Genomic DNA, 19229 nt, shown 5'->3' on the forward strand with positions numbered 1-19229 from the left:
TATTATATACAAAAATATCTATTTCTCTCTACTTTAGTACGGACGTTGGTAAGTCGAAAGGCTTCTTCAACTAATCTATCGCCAAGCTCGACGTTGGTTCGCATTGTTATGTGTATAATGTGTTTTTATGAGTGTATTATATACAAAAATATCTATTTCTCTCTACAAGAAAATTGGTTGAATTCGGAGTAAGACTTCTTCTAACAAAGAAATAGGACATTCACCTAAAAACTCTGCGTTTCTAATTCGGTAATCTAGCGATCGCAATTGGTCGCACATTACAACTCCAGTTACAGCTAAACCCTCTGAAATCACCACATAAAAAGGATTTTTTCTCTTAGTATTACTAATGGGACAAACGAACGCAAAACCACGCTGGCGGTTAAAAGCTGTATGACTGACAACTAAAGCAGGTTTTCTACCCATCTGTTCGCGTCCAGATTGCGGTTCAAAATTCAGCCAAATGAACGTACCTCGCTGGGGAACTTCTACCACACTTCTTCACCCATAGGTTTACCCCAATCGATTTCTGGTTCGGGTTCTATCTCTTGAGAAAGCAACTCTTCTAGAGAGTATTTGCGCTTTTGTATAACTTCAACAATCAATCTACCTTTTTCAACGCGACACTCAACCTCGTCATTTGGTTGTAGAGATAATTCTTCTACAATATGCTTGGGTATCCTCAACCCTAGTGAGTTTCCCCACTTACCGATCGCACTTCGCATTTTTTGACATCTCTACTTTAGATATACAAAGTATATCAATTTTAGAGTACAATTAAGAATTGCAAGAGAAGTCAACTTGTATGTTTGCTCAATTTCTCCCCCAGCTTGTCACGCAACTAACTGAAGCGACATCGATCGCGTTAGCTCAGAATATACAGCAAATTGCGATCGCCACTCCATTATCCCCAGAAGCGATCGCAACTACATATGCAAGACAAGGGAGTGGAGAAATTCCTATACTATTAATTCATGGTTTCGATAGTTCTCTACTCGAATTTCGTCGATTATTACCACTATTAGCAGCAAAGCACGAAACTTGGGCAGTAGATTTATTTGGATTTGGATTTACAGACAGAGTTGCAGGAGTCAAAATTACTCCCGATACGATTAAGACTCATCTATATTATTTCTGGAAAACGCTGATTCAAAAGCCAATGATTTTAGTTGGTGCATCAATGGGAGGTGCAGCAGCCATAGATTTCACGCTGACATATCCAGATGCAGTCAAAAAGTTAGTCTTAATTGATAGTGCAGGGGTAGCTGGTGGTTCGGTGATGAGTAAATATATGTTTCCACCGCTTGACACTCTAGCAACTACATTTTTACGCAATCCAAGAATCCGTAATAGTATTAGTCGTGCTGCATATAAAAATAAGACACTTGCTTCCATTGACGCTCAAGTCTGTGCCGCACTGCATTTAGAATGTCCTGAGTGGAGTCAAGCACTAATTGCTTTTACTAAAAGTGGTGGGTATGCTTCCTTTAAAAATAGACTTAAGCAGATTCAACCACCTACATTAATATTGTGGGGGAAAGACGATCGCATCTTGGGTACTACCGATGCCTATACATTTAACCGAGCGATCGCCCAAAGTCAACTAATTTGGATTAAAGATTGCGGACACGTTCCTCATCTAGAACAGCCACAAATTACAGCACAACACATTTTAGAATTTGTCAATTCTACTCTACCGTGTGACCAGTAGCCGCGATCGCTTGTTTGATAGACTCTTCAGATTGGCTGCCTTCAACTTTAACGGTTTTCGCTGAGACATCCACATCAACTTGAGCCTCTGCGTCAACAGATTTAACTGCTTTGGTAATTGTTTCTGCACAGCCTTCGCAGACAATACTAGGAACCTTCAGTTGCAGTGACATAACCATAAAACTGAATTCTACTCATGTTTAGAGTATCAGATTTATGCTTTCTGCTAACTATATAGGTATTTAAATCACATTTTGGGTATATATTAGATGTAAACTGATAGAGCGATCGCCTGAAGGTTGATAATTCCTACCACTACTCAATTTCTACATTAAATACTAACTACCATCACCTCCCCCGCCGTCACACAAACCGCCTAAATCAATCCCCAGTGCTTCAAAGCTATGACAGTCAAAATTAGCATTACTTCCGTCGTGACTAAAATCATCTCCATACGAGATGTTGACTTCTCCAATTGGATAGCGATGTCGATATGCTAGGTTAAACAGCATATTGGCAACTCCTTTAATCATCTGAAAAATTCCAAATCCAACACTCGACAGAAATCCTCCTAGAAGGACAAAAGAGAGAATCTTACTCATAATTTTCTTTTCACATCTGGTTTGAGGCAGGTTAAAATCTACGTTTACATCTACTTAAGTTAGCTAAGTTTATTAAGCTCATTTTAAGATTTTGCGTATAGGCAAAGCCTGTTGGGTATTTTGTTTGCTATTTAGGTATATTTTTGATGTAGTCGCGATACTGCAAACAGCATCGTATCCAGATGCGATTGCTTGCGTTATACTTGTATAACAAATTGAACGTAGGAGTAATAATATGGGACTAATAGCTGTCCGACTAGACGCGGAAACCGAAGCACACCTCGCCGACATTGTGGCGCATGAGAAGACAGATAGAAGCGAGTTAATTAGACGCTTAATCAACGATCGCTGGTTGAGTTTACAAGCTGGTGAAACTTTAGTAGCAAGAATGGGAGGACATCCCCAGCATTTACTTCAAGGAGCCGATCCTAACTTGTCAGAACGCTCAAACCGCAAAAAAGCGATCGCTGCTCGTTTGCAAGCACAAGCAGATCGTGAAAGTGCAGAACATAAAAGCGAAGCGACAGTAATAGAGTCATGAGCTTTATAGCTTTGACAAAATACCATCCCATAATTCTGATGGATACGGGGATGATAGTTGCATACTACAGTGCTGACGACAAATACCATGCCCAAGTGCGGAGATTTTTTGAGCTTTGCACCAGCCAAGCAGTTACCACAGTTGCTTGTGTCACTGAAGCCATGCACTTATTGGCAGATGACTGGCGAGTACAAAATGAGTTGTTGCTCCAAGTTAGTAATGGGATATTCAACTGCGAACACTTACATCATCAAGACTTTTCGCGTATAGCTGAGCTAAACAGACAATATATAGATATCAATCCAGATTTTGCAGATCTGGCTCTAGTTGCTATTTCCGAGCGGTTGGACATCAGTGCGATCGCCACATTAGACGCAGACTTCGACATTTACAGACGCTACCGCAAGCAGCCATTCGAGCGCGTCTTTCGTCCTAGCTAACCTCGGGTATTATATCCACGCGTTGGGTATAAACAAAAAAGTCAAAAGTCTTGAATTCCGAATTCCGAATTTCCCCCCTGCTCCCTGTTTCTTGTGAAACTGAAATACTACCACCAACAATCATCGTGCTTCCCCAGCAACTACCTCAACAACTTATGGGGAGAAATTCAAGCGTGTCCCTACTTTACTACCAACAACCTCAACCGTGACTTTGTAGGAACAAAAGGATTTTCCATAGTATTTCAACGTGCTGGAATAGCAGAAGTAGAGCAAAAATTTCCTTACTTCAAACCGTATCTCAATCTAGCCCTGCGATCGGATTGTAATGCCTTTTACCTCAATCCCTTACTCCTAACCGCAGGCTCCCGTGTCGATCCGCATATCGATCGCTCCTTACGTTCCTATTGTAAAACCATCGAACCACCCGCTGTTGTCAGCGTCCTCTACGTGCAACTACCGCCAGATATGCAAGGGGGAGAATTAGTATTGCGCTGCGATAAACGTCAAGTCGGACAGATTAAACCACAAGTCAATACCTTACTTTACTTTCAAGGCAATTTAACCCATTCCGTCAATTCCGTACAAACCCCAGGAAAGCGCCTCAGCTTAGTTTGCGAACAGTATAATTTGAGCGAGTCCGAACTGCGGGAAATTCCAAAGTTTATTGTTGAATCCAGAGTTAGTCAGTCTCCCAAGAAAAGAAAGTAGTTTTGGGTATGCTGATGGTTGTTTGGGTATAAATGTGGGATCGAGCGTCATTGATAAGCGATCGCCTCGGAGTATAACTGGGTAGAATTTTCACAATTTGGGCATCAAATCGATCTACTCTAGTCAAGTTGACGTATCTCTTCTTATTGCCATTAATCTTGAGCTTCTTCAATAGTTTCAATGACTGCTAAACCAATTTTAGCAGCTGCAAGTAATAGCACCACTGAGATTAGATAAGCTACTACTAAAATCTGAAGTGCAGATTCAAAGAAAATGTATGAATTCATGAAAATTCCTCCTAAATATTAGGATTATATGGCTATACTATTACCGTATTCCTCTACTAAATTGCATATGAATTTGAAGCGAGTATTTACAACTTGCTTGAGAACAAAAAGACAGGAAACAAAGTTATAGAGCTGGAATTTTGATTTCACATTCGACTACAATTTAACTTAAAAAAAGTGACAGAACTGGAACAAAAAAGTAACAAAACTGGGAAAGTTGCGATCGCCCGCCACCAATCCTCACCTATCCAAATAACATGCGGCAAAAATCTAGAGCCACTGATAAATTGCTAGTTTGCTGCGGATATTCAACAATTGGACGCTCGATCGTAATTAAATCGATCCCTAATTCAGCAGCCACAGTCCGCTTCACATCCTCTCCTCCAGGCGCACCAGAAGCCTTAGTCACCACCACAGAAATATTCCATTGTCGCCACAAAATCGCCTCCAAAGCTGCCGAAACTGGTGGACGCAGACAAATTAAGCGATCGTTAGTAAACCCAGCCTTCAAAGCAGATTCTAATGCGATCGCACTAGGTAAAATACGGGCAAATAAAGTCGCCTTATCCTGCCAAGCTTGAAACAAATGCAAAGGACGATAACCTACAGTTAGTAACACCCGTCGTCCCTGTAGGTAGTCCCCCGACAGCAAAGACTCAAAACTATCTATTCGTTCCTCTGCTCCCTGCTCCCTACTCCCTGCTCCCTTCAAAACAGGACGCTCGTAACGTAAATAGGGAATTCCCAACTTTTGACAAACTGCGATCGCACCTTGAGAAATTTCCACAGCATAAGGGTGTGATGCATCCAACACACCAACCACCTGCTGTTGCACGAACGCTTCAATCTCCAAAAAGGTAAAACGCCCCACTCGCACTTGCAGACAAGCCGCATCGGTGTAGAGCGCCCGAGCTGATTCCGTTGTGACAGAAATTATACACGGCAAATTAGCCCGTGCGATCGCCTCAGCCAATTGAGCGCTTTCCTGCGTTCCACCAATGAGCCACAGAGGAGTAAGGAGTGAGGAGTGAGGAGAATTTTGGATTATTTCTCCCCCAGCTCCCTCAGCTCTCCTATTCATCCCTTCAGCGCTCTTCTAAAATTCTGGCGATAAGACTTATTCGCCACGATCAAAGCAGGCCACAGTAGAGATAATGTTAGCCTGTTGGTAAAAGAGCGAGAAAAGTTAGTTCGGTGAAATCCAGTCCAGAACTTCCAAACACCACCGCCATAAGCTAAGACTAATAACAAAGTAATTAAACTACTCATTCCGAATCTACCTCTACAGTTATCAGTTATCAGTTATCAGTGAAGAAAGGGTGTGGGGTGTGGGGTGTAGGGTGTGGTGAATTAATTGCGAAAAGGCGCGAATTGTCTTGCTCCCTCAGCAACCTTGCGCAACCTCGCGCCTCCTCAGCTCTCTTCTCCCCTGCTCCCTCAGCTCTCTTTTCTAAGTTTAGCTGACACAATTGATACCGCTTCTAGCGCCAATGCAGTTGCTTGAATGCCCGTAGCATGATTAGTTGGAAAGCGTAGTAGGTAGAATCCATCAAGCTTGTTGGTGGGATGTAACCTGTGGGAGTGCCGCAAGTGGGAGAGACATAGGAAACTAGATAAAGACTAGCGTTGCTCGAAGTGTTGGCTTTACACCACTAATGGGTGGAACATCTAAGGAGGAATTATGCGCGCAGTACTGATGGCTGGAGGATCTGGAACGCGGCTTCGACCGCTGACTTGCGATCTTCCTAAACCGATGGTTCCAGTGCTGAATCGACCGATCGCAGAACATATTATTAATCTGCTCAAACGGCATCAGATTACAGAAGTGATTGCCACTCTACACTACTTACCTGACGTAATGCGCGACTACTTTCAAGATGGTAGCGACTTTGGCGTACAGATGACTTATGCCGTCGAGGAAGATCAGCCGCTAGGAACGGCAGGCTGCGTCAAAAATATCGCCGAATTGCTCGATCGCACGTTTTTAGTGATTAGCGGTGACAGCATCACAGATTTTGACCTCACCGCAGCCATAGAATTTCACAAACAGAAAAAATCGAAAGCCACTGTAGTTTTAACCCGCGTTCCCAACCCAATTGAATTTGGTGTAGTAATTACAGATGAATCGCAACGCATCCGCCGCTTTTTAGAGAAACCTTCTTCTAGCGAAATTTTTTCCGACACGGTAAATACTGGTACTTATATTTTGGAACCAGAAGTATTGGAATATCTGCCAGAAAATCAAGAAAGCGACTTTTCTAAAGAATTATTTCCCTTATTATTGGAAAAAGACGAGCCAATGTATGGTTACATTGCTCAAGGCTACTGGTGCGATGTCGGTCACTTGGATGCCTATCGAGAAAGCCAGTACGACGCACTCGATCGCAAAGTCAAACTCGACTATGCCTACGAAGAGCGGTCTTCAGGAATTTGGATAGGACAAAATACTCACATCGATCCGACTGCCAACCTAGAAGCCCCTTGTTTAATCGGTGATAATTGCCGCATTGGAGCCAGAGTTCAAATTTCTGCGGGTACGGTCATTGGCGACAACGTTACCGTTGGCGCTGATGCCAACCTGAAGCGCCCGATTGTCTGGAATGGAGCGCTGATTGGAGATGAGGCGCACTTGAGAGCCTGCGTTATTTCTCGCGGTACGCGGGTAGACCGTCGCGCCCACGTTTTAGAAGGTGCGGTAGTAGGCTCTCTTTCTACCGTGGGAGAAGAAGCCCTGATCAGTTCCAGCGTCAGAGTTTGGCCCAGCAAGCAAATTGAATCGGGCGCGACGTTAAATATTAACCTAATTTGGGGTCACACCGCTCAGCGCAATCTCTTCGGTCAGCGAGGCGTGACGGGATTGGCAAATATTGACATTACACCCGAATTTGCTGTCAAACTGGGAGCCGCCTATGGTTCGACATTAAAACCAGGGGCGCAGGTGACAGTTTCCCGCGACCAGCGCAGTATTTCTCGCATGGTCACGCGATCGCTAATTGCAGGATTGATGTCGGTCGGGATCAACATTCAAAACCTCGATGCTACCGCAATTCCAATGGCGCGAACTGTAATCTCAACGATGGGAGTGTCTGGAGGCATTCACGTTAGAGTGCATCCTGATCGCCCAGATTACATTTTGATTGAATTTATCGACCCCAAAGGCATCAATATTTCTAAAGCTCTAGAAAAGAAAATTGAAGGGGCTTATTTCAAAGAAGACCTGCGGCGCGTACAAATTCACGAAATTGGTAATGTCGTCTATCCGACCCAAATGGTATCTACCTACTGCACTGCCTTTGAAAAGCACCTCAATGTCGAAGCGGTTCACCACAGCAACTCTAAAGTAGTAATCGACTACTCTTATGCGGTCACTGGGGCAGTCCTGCCGCAAATGCTAGCTAAATTTGGCTGCGATGCAGTGGTGTTAAATGCTAGCCTCAAACCAACCGCCGTCAGTGCCGTAGAGAAAGAAGCATTACTGATACAACTCGGTCACGTCGTCGAAGCACTCAAAGCTAATTTCGGCGTGCAGGTGTCGGCGAATGGCGAACAAATGACCTTAGTAGATGAAGCAGGTATCCCAATTCGGGGTGAAATGCTGACGGCTTTGATGGTCAACATGATGCTGACAGCACACCCCAGAGGCACTGTCGTCGTACCCGTTCACGTTTCTAGCGCTGTCGAGCAAATTGCCCGTCGCCACGATGCGAAAATCATTCGTACCAAGGCAAACCCCACCGCCTTGATGGAAGAATGCCGTCGCACGCCAAACGTAGTTTTAGGCGGAAGTGGAGAAACAGGCTTTATTTTCCCGCAATTGCATCCAGGGTTCGATGGGATGTTCTGCATTGCCAAGCTAATCGAAATGCTGACCATTCAAGAGCGATCGCTTGCCGCTATTCGCACCGAACTCCCCCGCGTCTACCACAAATCTTATACAGTCCGGTGTCCTTGGACGGTCAAGGGGGCGTTGATGCGCCATCTCGTCGAAACCCATCCAGCAGAAAGACTCGAACTGACCGACGGTGTAAAGATTCTCGATCGCCATGAAGATAATTGGATTTTGATCTTGCCAGATGCAGGGGAACCAGTGGTACATTTGTTCGCAAATAGTAACGATCGAGATTGGATAGATGAATCCCTGCGGGAATACCGCCACCGCGTTCAAGAGTTCGTGGAACAAGAACAAGGAGTGGAGCCATCCGTCTCATCTCTTGAAGGACTAGAGGCAAGATAGGGATGAAGTATAAAGGAGAAGTCAGAAGTCGGAAGTCGGAATTAACTGCTCCCTGCTCCCTACACCCTACACAAAGGAGACGAAGACATGAACAGCTGTATTTTGATGGCAGAAATTAAAGAAGAGCCGCAACTACGTCACGTAAATAATGACAACCTGCTGGCGATCGCCGAAATGATGGTTAGTATTCCTGGGCTACGGGCAGAAGACCCCCCAGCGACTCTAAGAGTTGTCGGTTGGGGCAAAATGGCAGACGAAATTCAGCAAAACTACCACAAAGGCGATCGCGTCATTATTGAAGGTCGTTTAGGTATGAATACTGTAGAGCGACAAGAGGGTTTTAAAGAGAAACGCGCTGAATTAACCGCACAACGCATTCACAGGCTGGATGGTGTTAACCTCACGTCTTCCGCCACCGAACGGGAAGAAACAAGTAGCTACACCTCACCAGCGCCCCAGCCGCGTGCTTCAGCGCCAGTCGAAAGACAACCCACCCCTGTCGCCGTAGCCGCACCCCAAGAGTCACCCAAAGCGCCTGTAGAAGTCGATGAGGATGATATTCCGTTTTAGAGGGAGCAGGGAGCAGGGAGCAGGGGGACAAGGGAGACAAGGAAGAAGCCAAAGCGGTCTTTCTCCCTCAGCTCCCTTCTTCCCCTCACTCCTCACCCCTAGCCCCTTCTCCAAGAGGCTGTTAAGATCCAGTTAATTTATCGATCGCCCCGCCAACTCTTATGAGTGATGTCCTCACAGTTCGCGATTTACACGTAGAGTTTGCTACAGATGACAACAGACTCATTAGAGCTGTTAACGGCATTTCGTTTGAACTGAAGCGGGGACAAACCCTGGGAATCGTGGGGGAATCGGGTTCGGGTAAATCAGTCACGTCCTTGGCGATGATGGGACTGATTCCGACTCCTGGAAAGGTGACGGGGGGACAAATTCAGTTTTGGGCAGCAGACGGGCAGGCAGTAGATTTATTGCAACTATCTCCTGCCCAGATGCAGAAATATCGGGGCGATCGCTTGGCAATGGTGTTTCAAGAACCGATGAGCGCCCTCAACCCAGTCTTTACAATTGGGTTTCAATTAACTGAAGCTATTCGCTTGCATCAAAACGTATCTCAAGCCGAAGCCCGTCGTCAAGCAACTGCGCGGTTGCAGGAAGTAAAACTTTTACCCAGTGACGAAGAGTTACAACAGAAATATTTCGCCACCGTCAAGCAGACAAATGCATCGTCAAGAGAAATTCAAACCTGGGTCAACCAACAAAAACTCGCCATACTCGATCGCTATCCCCACGAGCTATCAGGAGGGCAATTACAGCGGGTGACAATTGCAATGGCAATTTCCTGCAATCCCGCCATTTTGATTGCTGACGAGCCTACTACAGCCCTTGACGTGACCGTACAAGCGACGATTATGGACTTGTTGCGGGAATTGCGCGATCGCCGTCAGATGTCGATGATGTTTATTACCCATGACTTGGGATTAGTGGCAGAAATTGCTGATGCGATCGCCGTAATGTACAAGGGGAAAATTGTCGAGTACGGTGCGGTAGAGCAAATTTTTTCCCAACCTCAACATCCTTATACCAAAGGCTTATTAGCCTGTCGTCCGGCGCTAGATTTCCGACCGCAAAAACTCCTGACAGTTGCCGACTTCATGACTGTGAGGGAAACCCCTACAGGAGAATTGGAAATTGAGTCAAAACAACCGCATTATCCCGCTTTAATTCCATCAGAAGTCACTCACCAACGGGTAGAGCAATTACAACAACAGCCACCTCTGTTAGAAGTTAAAAATCTCCAAGTTGGCTTTCCCATGCGCGGGGGTTTCGGTCGAGCGAAGCGCTATTTCATGGCAGTAAATAACGTTGAGTTTCAAGTGTATCCAGGGGAAACTTTGGGATTAGTCGGTGAATCCGGTTGCGGCAAAACAACTTTGGGTAGAACGATTTTACGGCTGATTCAACCGATGGGTGGGAAAATCTTTTTTGCCGGGAAAGATGTCACCACTCTCAAAGGCGTACAGCTACAGCGACTCCGCCGAGAAATGCAAATTGTGTTTCAAAATCCATATAGTTCTCTCGATCCTCGGATGAAGATTGGCGATGCAGTGATGGAACCAATGTGGATTCATGGCACGAGTAAAACAACGAGACAGCGACGAGAAAGAGCCGCAGAATTTTTAGCTAAAGTTGGGATAGAACCTAAATTGATGAACCGCTATCCGCATGAATTTTCTGGAGGTCAACGGCAGCGAATTTGTATTGCTAGAGCGCTGGCACTTTATCCTGAAGTTAAATTTATTATTTGCGATGAATCTGTTTCCTCATTAGATGTGTCGGTACAAGCACAGGTACTCAATCTTTTAAAAGAATTACAACAAGAATTAAAGCTGACTTATATATTTATTTCTCACGACTTGAGCGTGGTGAAATTCATGAGCGATCGCATTTTGGTGATGAATCAAGGACAACTTGTCGAACAAGGGAGTGCCGAAACAATTTATTCCCAACCGCAACAAGAATACACGCGCAGATTAATCGCCTCCATCCCCACGGGTTCGCCAGAAAGAATTCACCAACGCCAGCAACATATATCAGTGACCAGTGACTAGTGACCAGTTATCAGTGACCAGTTATTCAGTAATGTATATTTAGTTATTAGTAGGATGGGAAATGCCCACCTTAATTGATGCATTAAAGTCTGTTTTTAAAAGTATTAAAGACAGCAAACCCTGAAGATCGGGAGATCGGAATCTGAAATCGGTAATTTTTGAATTGCAACAACATAAAAGTAGCTGTTCTCGCTTTTGAGTCCCTGCGATCGCCAGCGAGTTCGTCAAGCTTAAGATATTTTACAGTAGCAGCATGAAGACACCAGCGATCGCCCCCCAAAAGGAACTTCCGAGTAGAATCCCAAACAAAACTCCCCGAGTCGCGTAGGGATAGCAATCGATTTCAGTGCGATCGATGGAACATGCGCGGACGTTGCATTCAGCCATTTGCGCGGATAAGCTTTGATTAAAGGTGATTTCGCTCGTCTGCGCGGATAAGGTGGGATTTAAAGTAATTTCGCTCAGCATTACGTAACTCCAAGCCGAAATAATTTTTATTATTCGTTAGCCAAGTTCTAAGATTCAGCTATAACGTAAGCATAGGCAACGAATGTGACTAATTTGTGAAACTCAAATGCGATCGAGATCGAAACGATGCGTATTTTGGTAGTTGAGGATAACGAACTCATTGCGGAGACACTAGCAGATGTGCTGCAAGACCAGCATTATGTAGTCGATATTGCCCTTGATGGAGAAGCTGGTTGGCAACAGGCGGAGGCTTTCGACTACGACTTGATTTTGCTAGATCTGATGCTACCTAAGCTCGATGGCATTAGTCTCTGCAAGCGTCTGCGTGGTTCTGGTTATGGAAAACCAATTCTGATGCTGACAGCACGAGACTCCTCTGCTGATAAGATTGTCGGTTTGGATAGTGGGGCTGATGATTACGTCATTAAACCTTTTGATGTCAACGAATTAGCGGCTCGCATCCGCGCCTTGTTACGTCGAGATAGTCCGGGGCGACAACCGATTCTCAGTTGGGGAGAGTTAAAGTTAGACCCCAGCACCTTAGCTGTCACCTATGGCTCCCAAGCAGTTAATGTCACTTCCAAAGAATATCAAGTGCTGGAGTTGTTTTTGCGCAATCGCCAGCGGATCTTCAGCCAAGCTGAGCTGTTGGATCGCCTCTGGGCATTAGAAGATTCGCCGAATGAAGAAGTCGTGAGGGCGCACATTAAGCGCCTGCGCCACAAGCTGACAAACGTAGGAGTCCCGAAAGACGCAATCCAAACAGTCCACGGCTTGGGTTATCGCCTCAAGGAGCGATCGTGAATTCAAAAGCTCTCAGATACCGCTTATTTGGCACGTATTTGGCAATTATGGCAGTGCTATTAGGTGCGTTTGCGGGAGTGACCTATTGGTTATTTGCTCGCAGTCTCTACTGGGATTTAGACCAGCAACTGACGGCTATGGCAAGAATTGCCGCCTTGAGTTTGAGCAAGCAGAAGCATCCTCAGATCGATTTGAATGATGATATTTGGGAAGATTTAGAAATTCGCGGCGTGACATTGGAATGGTTCGATGCTAGTGGTAAGCCCTTGGCAACACAGGGAAGGCGTAGATCGTCGCTGCCACCCCAAGTGTCTGACTCGGTGCAGCAAATTGGGCAGTTACGCCAGTTAACGATCGCCGTTCGTAGCCCTGAGATTCAAAGAGCAGGACAATTGCAGGGCTATGTTCGAGTCAGTAAATCTCTCAGAACAGTGAATGAGCTGCTGGAAAAGTGGCGCTGGCGGTTGAGTCTCGGTCTGCTTACAGAACTGGGATTGTGTGGATTGGGTGGATTTTGGCTGACGCGCCAAACAGCGCAACCGATCGAACAAAGTCTGATGCGAGTCAAATGGTTTACTGCCAACGCCTCTCACGAACTAAGAAGCCCTTTGACAGTGATTAAAAGTAATATCGGTTTAATTTTAAATCATCCAGAGCGAATTCATGCTGCGGATAAAAAAAGAATAGCAGCGATCGCCTGGGCTGCCGACCAAATGACAAACCTAATTGAGGATTTGCTCTTTCTCGCCCGCTCTGACCAAACTCAACAGATACCCCACTCAGCAAAAGCCCCTTTAGATCTGGAGCCAACATTAAAAAGTTTAGTAGAGTCCTTTGAACCCCAAGCTCAAGCAAAAGAAATTCTTTTGACATCAGATTTAACTTCAGGGCTATATGTAATGGGGGACATCGCTCACATAAATCGACTATTCTCTAACTTAATTGGTAATGCAATTCAATACACCCCAAAGGGCGGGCGAATTTGGGTAACCGCGCGGACTCAAGGCACGCAGATTCAAGTTGACGTTCGAGATACTGGAATTGGCATTGCTACAGAAAATATGGATCGAATTTTCGATCCCTTTTGGCAGGCAGATGAGGCTCGCTCCTATCATTCAAGCGGCTATGGCTTGGGTTTAGCTATCGCCAAGACAATTACAACTCAGCACTCAGGCAAGATTCTTGTCAACAGCGAATTGGGGCAGGGAACGACTTTCACAGTCGTTTTACCCCTCTCGTTCTCAGTGATGTCTTAGCGCAATATCTCAATTGCCCTGCTTGGTAACTCCGATTGTGTCGTTTTGACCGGAAAGCGAAAGACAGCAACGATTGCTCTCACCGTAAACACAAACATTGTCAACGCACCGATCGCAAAAATAATATCACCTGGAATCCGCAACCATACAGTCCATCGCATCCAAGGGCTACTAATCACCTCAGCACTACGAGCATACCAAGTGCCGCGATCGATCGACTGCGCCAATTGGTAGAAGCCATTGGGAATTAGTCCTAAAACTAGCATTCCAACTAAACCGCCATTAATCGTCCAGAAGCTAAAGCGCAAGAGCCGCTCGTTCCAAGCCTGTTCTGGCAAAAATTCCCGCAAGGCGAACAACATCAGCGCTAGAGCTAAACAACCATACACGCCAAACAAAGCAGAATAGGCGTGAAATAGATTTCTCGTCCCGCTTGGATCTCGGCTCGCGTCAGGATAATTTCTTGCTGCGGGGATTGCACCAAATCGGGAACGGGTGGGGCATTTTTCCAGATCGCTGCTCCGGCAGCTAGCAAAGTCGTAAAGGCAATGATGCAGATGAGTACTAACCAGGCAGGTAGGCTGAGCGATCGCCCTCCAGTTGCGGCGCGATCGCCATTCACCGATATAGAATCAGTCATTGCCGCACCTCCAAATAAAGATATAAAGAATGCCGATCGCAAATCGAATCGTGCAAGTCGAACTCAGTTCAACCCACATTCGCACTCGCAACCTTCATCTCGGTCGTACTTTTAGTTTGACAAACCTGCTCGCTAGCATCTCTGAGCTAGCTCATAGTTCGATCCTTGGGTTAGAAAAATCACATCAAATTGAGCGGATCGACATCGATAGTCAAACTCACATTATTAGGACAAAGCGATCGTATAGCTTTTCTATTGAGTTGCGATATATTGCAAATTAGATCGTACAAGTCTACTATTTATAACTCCAATTTAAAATTCGGTTTCAGGAATTTGGAAGTAATTTCAACCGCGATCGCTTCGTGACATCCGTTGACAGAGAGATGTTATGCTGCGAGTCCTCAGTAGGGATGGCGCTTGGAAGCTAGCTTTCAGTCTTCGGTATCAAGTTGATTTGAAGCGTTCGGGGAAGCAAGGCTCTTCAGCTTTTTTCAGCAAGCGATCTCTACCAGAATATTAAGAAAATCCATCAGTCATTTCTGACAATAGCATTAAACTCTATAACTGATAAAGCCCTAAGAATCGCGCCTGTAGCATCTAAAGATTCAAACTACAAACTGTCGCAGTTTACTGCGGCTGAAATTGAGCAATTAGAGCAGACGATTACGCTCAAGACGACCAAAAACGGTGAAGTTCCCTACACAGTTTGTCTGGTACGCCAGAGAGCGATTAAGCTCACGCCAGAAGAAGCAATCCGACAGCTATATCTACGGGTTTTGACCGATCGCTTGCACTATCCTCTCAGTCGTATTCAGGTAGAGTATGGGGTGAACTTTGGGCGAGAGGTGAAACGTGCCGACATTGTAGTGATGGATAAAGACCGTCCCAATACAGTTTACGCGATCGTAGAGCTAAAAAAGCCGAAGCTGAAGGATGGTAAAGATCAACTTCGCTCTTACTGTAATGCTACGGGTGCGCCGATCGCTGTTTGGACAAATGGCGATCGAATCTCTTACTACCAACGCAAAGAACCCAATCATTTTGAAGACATTCCCAGTCTGCCCAACGCTAACCAAACCCTGGCAGATATTCTCCAGATCAAGTTCACCCTGGAAGACCTGATTGCCAATGACAAATTGGTAAAGGAGAATAAATCCCTCAAAACTCTAATTGAAGAAATGGAAGATGAGGTGTTGGCAAATGCTGGGGTGGATGTATTTGAGGAACTGTTTAAACTGATTTTCACTAAACTTTATGATGAGTGGTATTCTGGGCAGGGCAACCGCCGTAAAACCCACTCTCTAGAATTTCGCAATACCGGACAGACGGAAGCTGCATTGAAAACCAAGATTCAGGACTTGTTCGATCGGGCAAAGAAAAAATGGGAAGGGGTATTTAGCGAGGATGCCGAGATTAGCCTCACTCCATCTCACCTGTCGGTTTGTGTGTCGTCGTTGGAAACCATGAAGCTGTTTAACTCCAACCTGGATGTAATCGATGAAGCCTTTGAGTATTTAATCAACCAGAGTAGCAAGGGCGAAAAAGGACAGTTTTTTACACCCCGCTATGTGATTGATATGTGTGTAAAAATGCTCAATCCTCAAGAAGGTGAGTATATAATCGACACGGCAGCAGGATCGTCGGGGTTTCCGGTGCATACGATTTTCCATGTATGGCGGCAGATTTTGGCGGATGAGGGAATGGAAGCCAGTCATTTGTTTTCGCTGGAAGATAAGCCGCCTCGCTGTAAAGAATATGTAGAAGAAAAGGTGTTTGCGATCGACTTTGATGAGAAGGCGGTGCGGGTGGCGCGGACGCTGAATCTAATTGCAGGAGATGGACAGACAAATGTGTTGCACTTAAACACGCTGGACTATGAACTGTGGGATGAAGTCACCGAGCAAGACGAATGGGATGATATTTATCACGATGGTTTCAAACGGCTGAAACGACTTCGACCCAGAGGCAGCAAAGACTATCGAGAGTTTCAGTTAGATGTGTTGATGGCAAATCCACCCTTTGCTGGAGACATTAAGGAACCGCGCACGATTGCCCGTTATGACTTGGCAAAAAAGCCTGATGGCAAGTGGCAAACCAAAGTCGGGCGCGACATTTTGTTTATTGAGCGGAATCTGGACTTTTTAAAACCAGGGGGTAGAATGGCGATCGTGCTTCCCCAAGGACGGTTTAACAACTCATCCGATAAGAACATTCGAGATTTTATTGCCCAACGCTGCCGGATTTTGGCGGTGGTGGGGCTACATGGCAATACTTTTAAGCCGCATACGGGTACGAAAACCTCGGTGCTATTTGTGCAGAAGTGGAACGACGACCCCAAAGTAGGCGCACTTTGCCCTCGCCAAGATGATTACAACATCTTTTTTGCCACAATGCGAAAGTCGGGTAAGGATAATTCTGGTGAGAAGATCTGGCGCAAAATTTCATCCTCTGCTACTTCGCCGCCTCATGACGAACTCAGCGAATTGATGCCGCCTTCTCCGATGGAACGAGTCGTCGGGGTAGAAAGCGATTTTTTACAAGATAATCACGGTCATTTAGTGGTGGATCATGACTTGTATAACCACGAAGGAATGACGGAAGATGGTATTGCTGAGGCGTTTATTGAGTTTGCCAAAAAGGAGAACCTAAGTTTTTTTGAACCCAGCCCATCTGTTACACCGTTTGATGCTGAAAAGTATCAGCAGTTAATGGATGGGCTAGAAGCAGCAGAAGTTAAGTTAAGCAACCTAGAATTTTCTGGACGGCTTGATTCAGAATATTATCGACCGGAATTCCTGAATTTTGAAACTAAGGTTTTATTGAAGAATCACTGTCTACTTAAGGAAAAAGTAGACTTCTTAATTGGACCATTTGGATCTCAATTTATAGTAGAAAATTATGATGAAGAATCGCCTTATCGCTATGTCAGAGGTAGAGATGTAAAACCATTTTTTGTGATGGACGACGAGAATGTAAACGTACCAAAGGCAGATTATGAGCGCTTGTCGAAATACAAACTCAAAGAAAATGACTTATTGGTTTCAGTGGTTGGCACTTTAGGGAATGTATCAATAGCAACCAAAGATATTTTACCAGCAATTTTTAGTTGCAAAAGTACCGTTGTTAGAGCAAAAAGTGTTATTTTCTCTAAATATCTACTTGCCTATCTAAATTCCGCTCTTGGTAAGAAGCTTTTAGTAAGAAAGGCTAGAGGTGCAATTCAGACAGGATTAAACCTTGACGATCTGAAAACAGCATTAGTTTATTTGCCGAATTCAATTTTTCAGGAATTGATAGCACACGTTATAGACTTGTCCAAGAGTAGTATTGAGCAATCAGAAGAAATTTATCAAGAAGCTGAAGATTTGCTGTTGTCGCAGCTTGGCTTGAAGGACTGGCAACCCACCGAAGAAACCGTTGCCGTCAAGAGTTTTACTGAGTCGTTCCTATCCTCCGGTCGTCTCGACGCTGAGTATTACCAGCCAAAATACGATTTAGTAGAAAAAGCAATTAAATATTGTAGCTTTCCAGTTAAAAATTTAGGTTCATTAATAGAACCAATTCTAAATGGTTTTGACTATCGAGAGTATGCTGAAGAAGGCACGCCTTATATTCGTGTTGGTGATGTAAAAAACGGACAAATCAATATTGAGAGTGCTGTAAGAATTCCAATTTCAATAGCTGATGTTGATAAACCTGTAGGTTTACAAGTAGGAGATATTCTTTTCACTCGTAAAGGTAGTTTTGGTAATTCCGCAATTGTTACAGAACTAGAAGTCAACGGAATCATTAGTAGTGAAATTATGCTTCTACGCCTGAATTCGGCTTCTAGACAAACAATTATACCAGAATACATCAGCCTATTTCTAAATTCAAAATTTGGCTATTTACAGGTTGAGCGTAGAGTTCATGGTGTAGCTTACTACAGTATTTCTCAGCCAGATCTGGCTAGTTTGCTAATTCCAATCTTGCCAAAACCTCAACAACAAAAAATTGTTGACAAGCTAAATTCATCATTTTCATTAAAATTAAAATCCAAACAACTTTTGGAAATTGCTAAAACAGGAGTGGAACGGGCAATTGAAACTGATGAAGCAAATGCGATCGCCTGGATGAACCAACAACTTGAAATCTTGGGAGTAAAACTAATATGATCGTTACTGCAATAGAACTACCGATGGATAAAATTCAAGACTTTTGTAAAAAGTGGCAGGTATCAGAATTAGCCCTATTTGGTTCTGTTCTCCGAGATGACTTCCGCCCCGACAGCGACATTGATATTTTGATCGCTTTTTCTCCAACCGCAAAACGCGGCTTAACCGAAACCCTGCAAATGCGTGATGAACTCCAAGGAATTTTTCATCGAAAAGTAGACCTAATCGTTAAAGCTGCGATCGAGCGCAGTGAAAATTGGTTGAGACGTAAAAACATTTTAGAATCAGCACGAACTATCTATGTCGCGCGACCGAGAATCTCTGATTGACATCGCCAACGCCATCAAACGCATTTTGCGCTATACAGATAGAGTCGGTCGAGCAGAACTAGAAGCTAATGATGAAAAGTTGTCTGCGATACTCTATCAAATTACAATTCTCGGCGAAGCAACCAAACGGCTATCCCTATCATTTCGTCAGCAACATCCAGAAATTCCTTGGCGAGAAATGGCAGGAATGCGAGATGTAATTGTCCACGAATACGATCAGCTTGATTTTGATATTGTATGGGATGTAAGTAAGCTGTCATGAAAAAACCAAACTATGTAAAGATAGATAAATCTGGAAAAGACGCAGAACAAATGTATTAGGGAAGCGAGTAAAATGGGCGCTCGTTTAAGGGTATTTCTGACTCGTGAGCAAGACAAAACTCTATTAAACTTGAGAACTGCGGATGTACCACAAAAAGTCAAAGATCGAGCAGAGAT

At 44.6% G+C, this 19229-nt stretch carries 23 protein-coding genes and 1 pseudogene; 13 read left to right on the forward strand and 11 right to left on the reverse strand.

Annotation, left to right across the window (positions count from 1 at the left end; all coding sequences use genetic code 11):
• Positions 1-2: 2 nt before the first annotated feature.
• Genes H6G17_RS06855 through H6G17_RS06865 form a run of 3 tightly spaced genes read right to left on the reverse strand, consistent with a single transcriptional unit; the run spans position 3 to position 725 of the window.
• Positions 3-104, reverse strand: coding sequence for a type II toxin-antitoxin system VapB family antitoxin (locus tag H6G17_RS06855; protein WP_192155449.1), 102 nt, complete (start codon positions 102-104; stop codon positions 3-5).
• 58 nt (positions 105-162) lie between these two features.
• Positions 163-495: a type II toxin-antitoxin system PemK/MazF family toxin gene (locus H6G17_RS06860; RefSeq protein WP_192155451.1), complete on the reverse strand. Its 333-nt coding sequence runs from the start codon at positions 493-495 to the stop codon at positions 163-165.
• Entirely contained in the window at positions 489-725 is a 237-nt protein-coding gene (locus H6G17_RS06865) for an AbrB/MazE/SpoVT family DNA-binding domain-containing protein (protein ID WP_192155453.1), read from the reverse strand. The genes H6G17_RS06860 and H6G17_RS06865 overlap by 7 nt, the downstream gene beginning before the upstream one ends.
• An 80-nt stretch (positions 726-805) precedes the next feature.
• Here H6G17_RS06865 and H6G17_RS06870 point away from each other — a divergent pair, with 80 nt between their 5' ends.
• Positions 806-1711: an alpha/beta hydrolase gene (locus H6G17_RS06870; RefSeq protein WP_192155455.1), complete on the forward strand. Its 906-nt coding sequence runs from the start codon at positions 806-808 to the stop codon at positions 1709-1711.
• Here H6G17_RS06870 and H6G17_RS06875 read toward each other — a convergent pair.
• Positions 1689-1883 carry a heavy-metal-associated domain-containing protein gene (locus H6G17_RS06875; RefSeq protein ID WP_192155510.1) on the reverse strand — a complete coding sequence of 65 codons (195 nt, stop codon included), beginning with the start codon at positions 1881-1883 and terminating at the stop codon, positions 1689-1691. The two genes, H6G17_RS06870 and H6G17_RS06875, sit on opposite strands and share 23 nt — an antisense overlap.
• 165 nt (positions 1884-2048) lie before the next feature.
• Positions 2049-2312: a hypothetical protein gene (locus tag H6G17_RS06880; protein ID WP_192155457.1), complete on the reverse strand. Its 264-nt coding sequence runs from the start codon at positions 2310-2312 to the stop codon at positions 2049-2051.
• 235 nt (positions 2313-2547) lie between these two features.
• On the opposite strand from H6G17_RS06880, the gene H6G17_RS06885 reads away from it, so the two are divergent.
• From H6G17_RS06885 to H6G17_RS06895, 3 genes are all read left to right on the forward strand, one after another.
• Positions 2548-2853: a hypothetical protein gene (locus tag H6G17_RS06885; RefSeq protein WP_192155459.1), complete on the forward strand. Its 306-nt coding sequence runs from the start codon at positions 2548-2550 to the stop codon at positions 2851-2853.
• Positions 2850-3293 carry a PIN domain-containing protein gene (locus tag H6G17_RS06890; RefSeq protein ID WP_192155465.1) on the forward strand — a complete coding sequence of 148 codons (444 nt, stop codon included), beginning with the start codon at positions 2850-2852 and terminating at the stop codon, positions 3291-3293. Before H6G17_RS06885 ends, H6G17_RS06890 begins: the two co-directional genes overlap by 4 nt.
• Before the next feature lie 99 nt (positions 3294-3392).
• Complete coding sequence (locus H6G17_RS06895; protein WP_192155512.1) at positions 3393-4001, forward strand: 2OG-Fe(II) oxygenase; 609 nt, start codon at positions 3393-3395, stop codon at positions 3999-4001.
• Between the two features lie 152 nt (positions 4002-4153).
• On the opposite strand, the gene H6G17_RS33945 is transcribed toward H6G17_RS06895, so the two are convergent.
• The 3 genes from H6G17_RS33945 to H6G17_RS06905 form a co-directional block, all read right to left on the reverse strand.
• Entirely contained in the window at positions 4154-4288 is a 135-nt protein-coding gene (locus H6G17_RS33945; protein WP_277875945.1) for a hypothetical protein, read from the reverse strand.
• 244 nt (positions 4289-4532) lie between these two features.
• On the reverse strand, positions 4533-5369 hold the full coding sequence (locus H6G17_RS06900) for a cobalt-precorrin-6A reductase (protein WP_242038275.1): 837 nt from the start codon (positions 5367-5369) through the stop codon (positions 4533-4535).
• Entirely contained in the window at positions 5366-5557 is a 192-nt protein-coding gene (locus tag H6G17_RS06905; RefSeq protein ID WP_192155467.1) for a hypothetical protein, read from the reverse strand. Before H6G17_RS06905 ends, H6G17_RS06900 begins: the two co-directional genes overlap by 4 nt.
• Before the next feature lie 412 nt (positions 5558-5969).
• Here H6G17_RS06905 and H6G17_RS06910 point away from each other — a divergent pair, with 412 nt between their 5' ends.
• The 3 genes from H6G17_RS06910 to H6G17_RS06920 all read left to right on the forward strand — a co-directional run bounded on the left by H6G17_RS06910 (position 5970) and on the right by H6G17_RS06920 (position 11140).
• Entirely contained in the window at positions 5970-8522 is a 2553-nt protein-coding gene (locus H6G17_RS06910) for a mannose-1-phosphate guanyltransferase (protein ID WP_192155469.1), read from the forward strand.
• A gap of 87 nt (positions 8523-8609) precedes the next feature.
• Positions 8610-9092 (forward strand): single-stranded DNA-binding protein, encoded by a 483-nt coding sequence (locus H6G17_RS06915; RefSeq protein WP_192155471.1) that lies wholly within the window; start codon positions 8610-8612, stop codon positions 9090-9092.
• A 161-nt stretch (positions 9093-9253) separates the two neighbouring features.
• Positions 9254-11140 (forward strand): ABC transporter ATP-binding protein, encoded by a 1887-nt coding sequence (locus tag H6G17_RS06920; protein ID WP_192155473.1) that lies wholly within the window; start codon positions 9254-9256, stop codon positions 11138-11140.
• Between the two features lie 240 nt (positions 11141-11380).
• Here H6G17_RS06920 and H6G17_RS06925 read toward each other — a convergent pair whose 3' ends face one another.
• Positions 11381-11608 (reverse strand): hypothetical protein, encoded by a 228-nt coding sequence (locus H6G17_RS06925; protein WP_192155475.1) that lies wholly within the window; start codon positions 11606-11608, stop codon positions 11381-11383.
• A gap of 126 nt (positions 11609-11734) precedes the next feature.
• Here H6G17_RS06925 and H6G17_RS06930 point away from each other — a divergent pair, with 126 nt between their 5' ends.
• Together H6G17_RS06930 and H6G17_RS34545 are read left to right on the forward strand one after the other, a co-directional pair.
• Positions 11735-12412, forward strand: coding sequence for a response regulator transcription factor (locus H6G17_RS06930; RefSeq protein WP_192155478.1), 678 nt, complete (start codon positions 11735-11737; stop codon positions 12410-12412).
• Positions 12409-13668: an ATP-binding protein gene (locus H6G17_RS34545; RefSeq protein WP_192155480.1), complete on the forward strand. Its 1260-nt coding sequence runs from the start codon at positions 12409-12411 to the stop codon at positions 13666-13668. Before H6G17_RS06930 ends, H6G17_RS34545 begins: the two co-directional genes overlap by 4 nt.
• Here H6G17_RS34545 and H6G17_RS06940 read toward each other — a convergent pair.
• Together H6G17_RS06940 and H6G17_RS06945 are read right to left on the reverse strand one after the other, a co-directional pair.
• A pseudogene (locus H6G17_RS06940) lies at positions 13665-14081 on the reverse strand (nitric-oxide reductase large subunit); the annotation flags it as partial. The gene H6G17_RS34545 and the pseudogene H6G17_RS06940 sit on opposite strands and share 4 nt — an antisense overlap.
• Entirely contained in the window at positions 14042-14308 is a 267-nt protein-coding gene (locus H6G17_RS06945) for a hypothetical protein (protein WP_192155482.1), read from the reverse strand. The pseudogene H6G17_RS06940 and the gene H6G17_RS06945, both read right to left, overlap by 40 nt.
• A gap of 29 nt (positions 14309-14337) precedes the next feature.
• Here H6G17_RS06945 and H6G17_RS06950 point away from each other — a divergent pair, with 29 nt between their 5' ends.
• The 4 genes from H6G17_RS06950 (at position 14338) to H6G17_RS06965 (ending at position 19053) form a co-directional block, all read left to right on the forward strand.
• Positions 14338-14589: a hypothetical protein gene (locus tag H6G17_RS06950; protein ID WP_192155484.1), complete on the forward strand. Its 252-nt coding sequence runs from the start codon at positions 14338-14340 to the stop codon at positions 14587-14589.
• Between the two features lie 279 nt (positions 14590-14868).
• Positions 14869-18462 carry an N-6 DNA methylase gene (locus tag H6G17_RS06955; protein ID WP_192155516.1) on the forward strand — a complete coding sequence of 1198 codons (3594 nt, stop codon included), beginning with the start codon at positions 14869-14871 and terminating at the stop codon, positions 18460-18462.
• 23 nt (positions 18463-18485) lie between these two features.
• A complete protein-coding gene (locus tag H6G17_RS06960; RefSeq protein WP_192155518.1) occupies positions 18486-18791 on the forward strand; it encodes a nucleotidyltransferase domain-containing protein in 306 nt (101 codons plus the stop codon).
• Positions 18763-19053 (forward strand): DUF86 domain-containing protein, encoded by a 291-nt coding sequence (locus H6G17_RS06965; protein WP_192155486.1) that lies wholly within the window; start codon positions 18763-18765, stop codon positions 19051-19053. Before H6G17_RS06960 ends, H6G17_RS06965 begins: the two co-directional genes overlap by 29 nt.
• Positions 19054-19229: the final 176 nt, after the last annotated feature.

It is taken from the genome of Chroococcidiopsis sp. [FACHB-1243] (assembly GCF_014696895.1).
Classification (GTDB): Bacteria; Cyanobacteriota; Cyanobacteriia; order Cyanobacteriales; family Chroococcidiopsidaceae; genus Chroococcidiopsis.

Excerpts from the sequence above, each read along its gene's own strand:
- H6G17_RS06855 (WP_192155449.1), bottom strand. The coding sequence starts at position 104 with ATGCGAACCAACGTCGAGCTTGGCGATAGATTAGTTGAAGAAGCCTTT.
- H6G17_RS06865 (WP_192155453.1), bottom strand. The coding sequence starts at position 725 with ATGCGAAGTGCGATCGGTAAGTGGGGAAACTCACTAGGGTTGAGGATA.
- H6G17_RS06870 (WP_192155455.1), top strand. The coding sequence starts at position 806 with ATGTTTGCTCAATTTCTCCCCCAGCTTGTCACGCAACTAACTGAAGCG.
- H6G17_RS06875 (WP_192155510.1), bottom strand. The coding sequence starts at position 1,883 with ATGTCACTGCAACTGAAGGTTCCTAGTATTGTCTGCGAAGGCTGTGCA.
- H6G17_RS06880 (WP_192155457.1), bottom strand. The coding sequence starts at position 2,312 with ATGAGTAAGATTCTCTCTTTTGTCCTTCTAGGAGGATTTCTGTCGAGT.
- H6G17_RS06885 (WP_192155459.1), top strand. The coding sequence starts at position 2,548 with ATGGGACTAATAGCTGTCCGACTAGACGCGGAAACCGAAGCACACCTC.
- H6G17_RS06890 (WP_192155465.1), top strand. The coding sequence starts at position 2,850 with ATGAGCTTTATAGCTTTGACAAAATACCATCCCATAATTCTGATGGAT.
- H6G17_RS33945 (WP_277875945.1), bottom strand. The coding sequence starts at position 4,288 with ATGAATTCATACATTTTCTTTGAATCTGCACTTCAGATTTTAGTAGTA.
- H6G17_RS06900 (WP_242038275.1), bottom strand. The coding sequence starts at position 5,369 with ATGAATAGGAGAGCTGAGGGAGCTGGGGGAGAAATAATCCAAAATTCT.
- H6G17_RS06905 (WP_192155467.1), bottom strand. The coding sequence starts at position 5,557 with ATGAGTAGTTTAATTACTTTGTTATTAGTCTTAGCTTATGGCGGTGGT.
- H6G17_RS06910 (WP_192155469.1), top strand. The coding sequence starts at position 5,970 with ATGCGCGCAGTACTGATGGCTGGAGGATCTGGAACGCGGCTTCGACCG.
- H6G17_RS06915 (WP_192155471.1), top strand. The coding sequence starts at position 8,610 with ATGAACAGCTGTATTTTGATGGCAGAAATTAAAGAAGAGCCGCAACTA.
- H6G17_RS06920 (WP_192155473.1), top strand. The coding sequence starts at position 9,254 with ATGAGTGATGTCCTCACAGTTCGCGATTTACACGTAGAGTTTGCTACA.
- H6G17_RS06925 (WP_192155475.1), bottom strand. The coding sequence starts at position 11,608 with ATGCTGAGCGAAATTACTTTAAATCCCACCTTATCCGCGCAGACGAGC.
- H6G17_RS06930 (WP_192155478.1), top strand. The coding sequence starts at position 11,735 with ATGCGTATTTTGGTAGTTGAGGATAACGAACTCATTGCGGAGACACTA.
- H6G17_RS06945 (WP_192155482.1), bottom strand. The coding sequence starts at position 14,308 with ATGACTGATTCTATATCGGTGAATGGCGATCGCGCCGCAACTGGAGGG.
- H6G17_RS06950 (WP_192155484.1), top strand. The coding sequence starts at position 14,338 with ATGCCGATCGCAAATCGAATCGTGCAAGTCGAACTCAGTTCAACCCAC.
- H6G17_RS06960 (WP_192155518.1), top strand. The coding sequence starts at position 18,486 with ATGGATAAAATTCAAGACTTTTGTAAAAAGTGGCAGGTATCAGAATTA.
- H6G17_RS06965 (WP_192155486.1), top strand. The coding sequence starts at position 18,763 with ATGTCGCGCGACCGAGAATCTCTGATTGACATCGCCAACGCCATCAAA.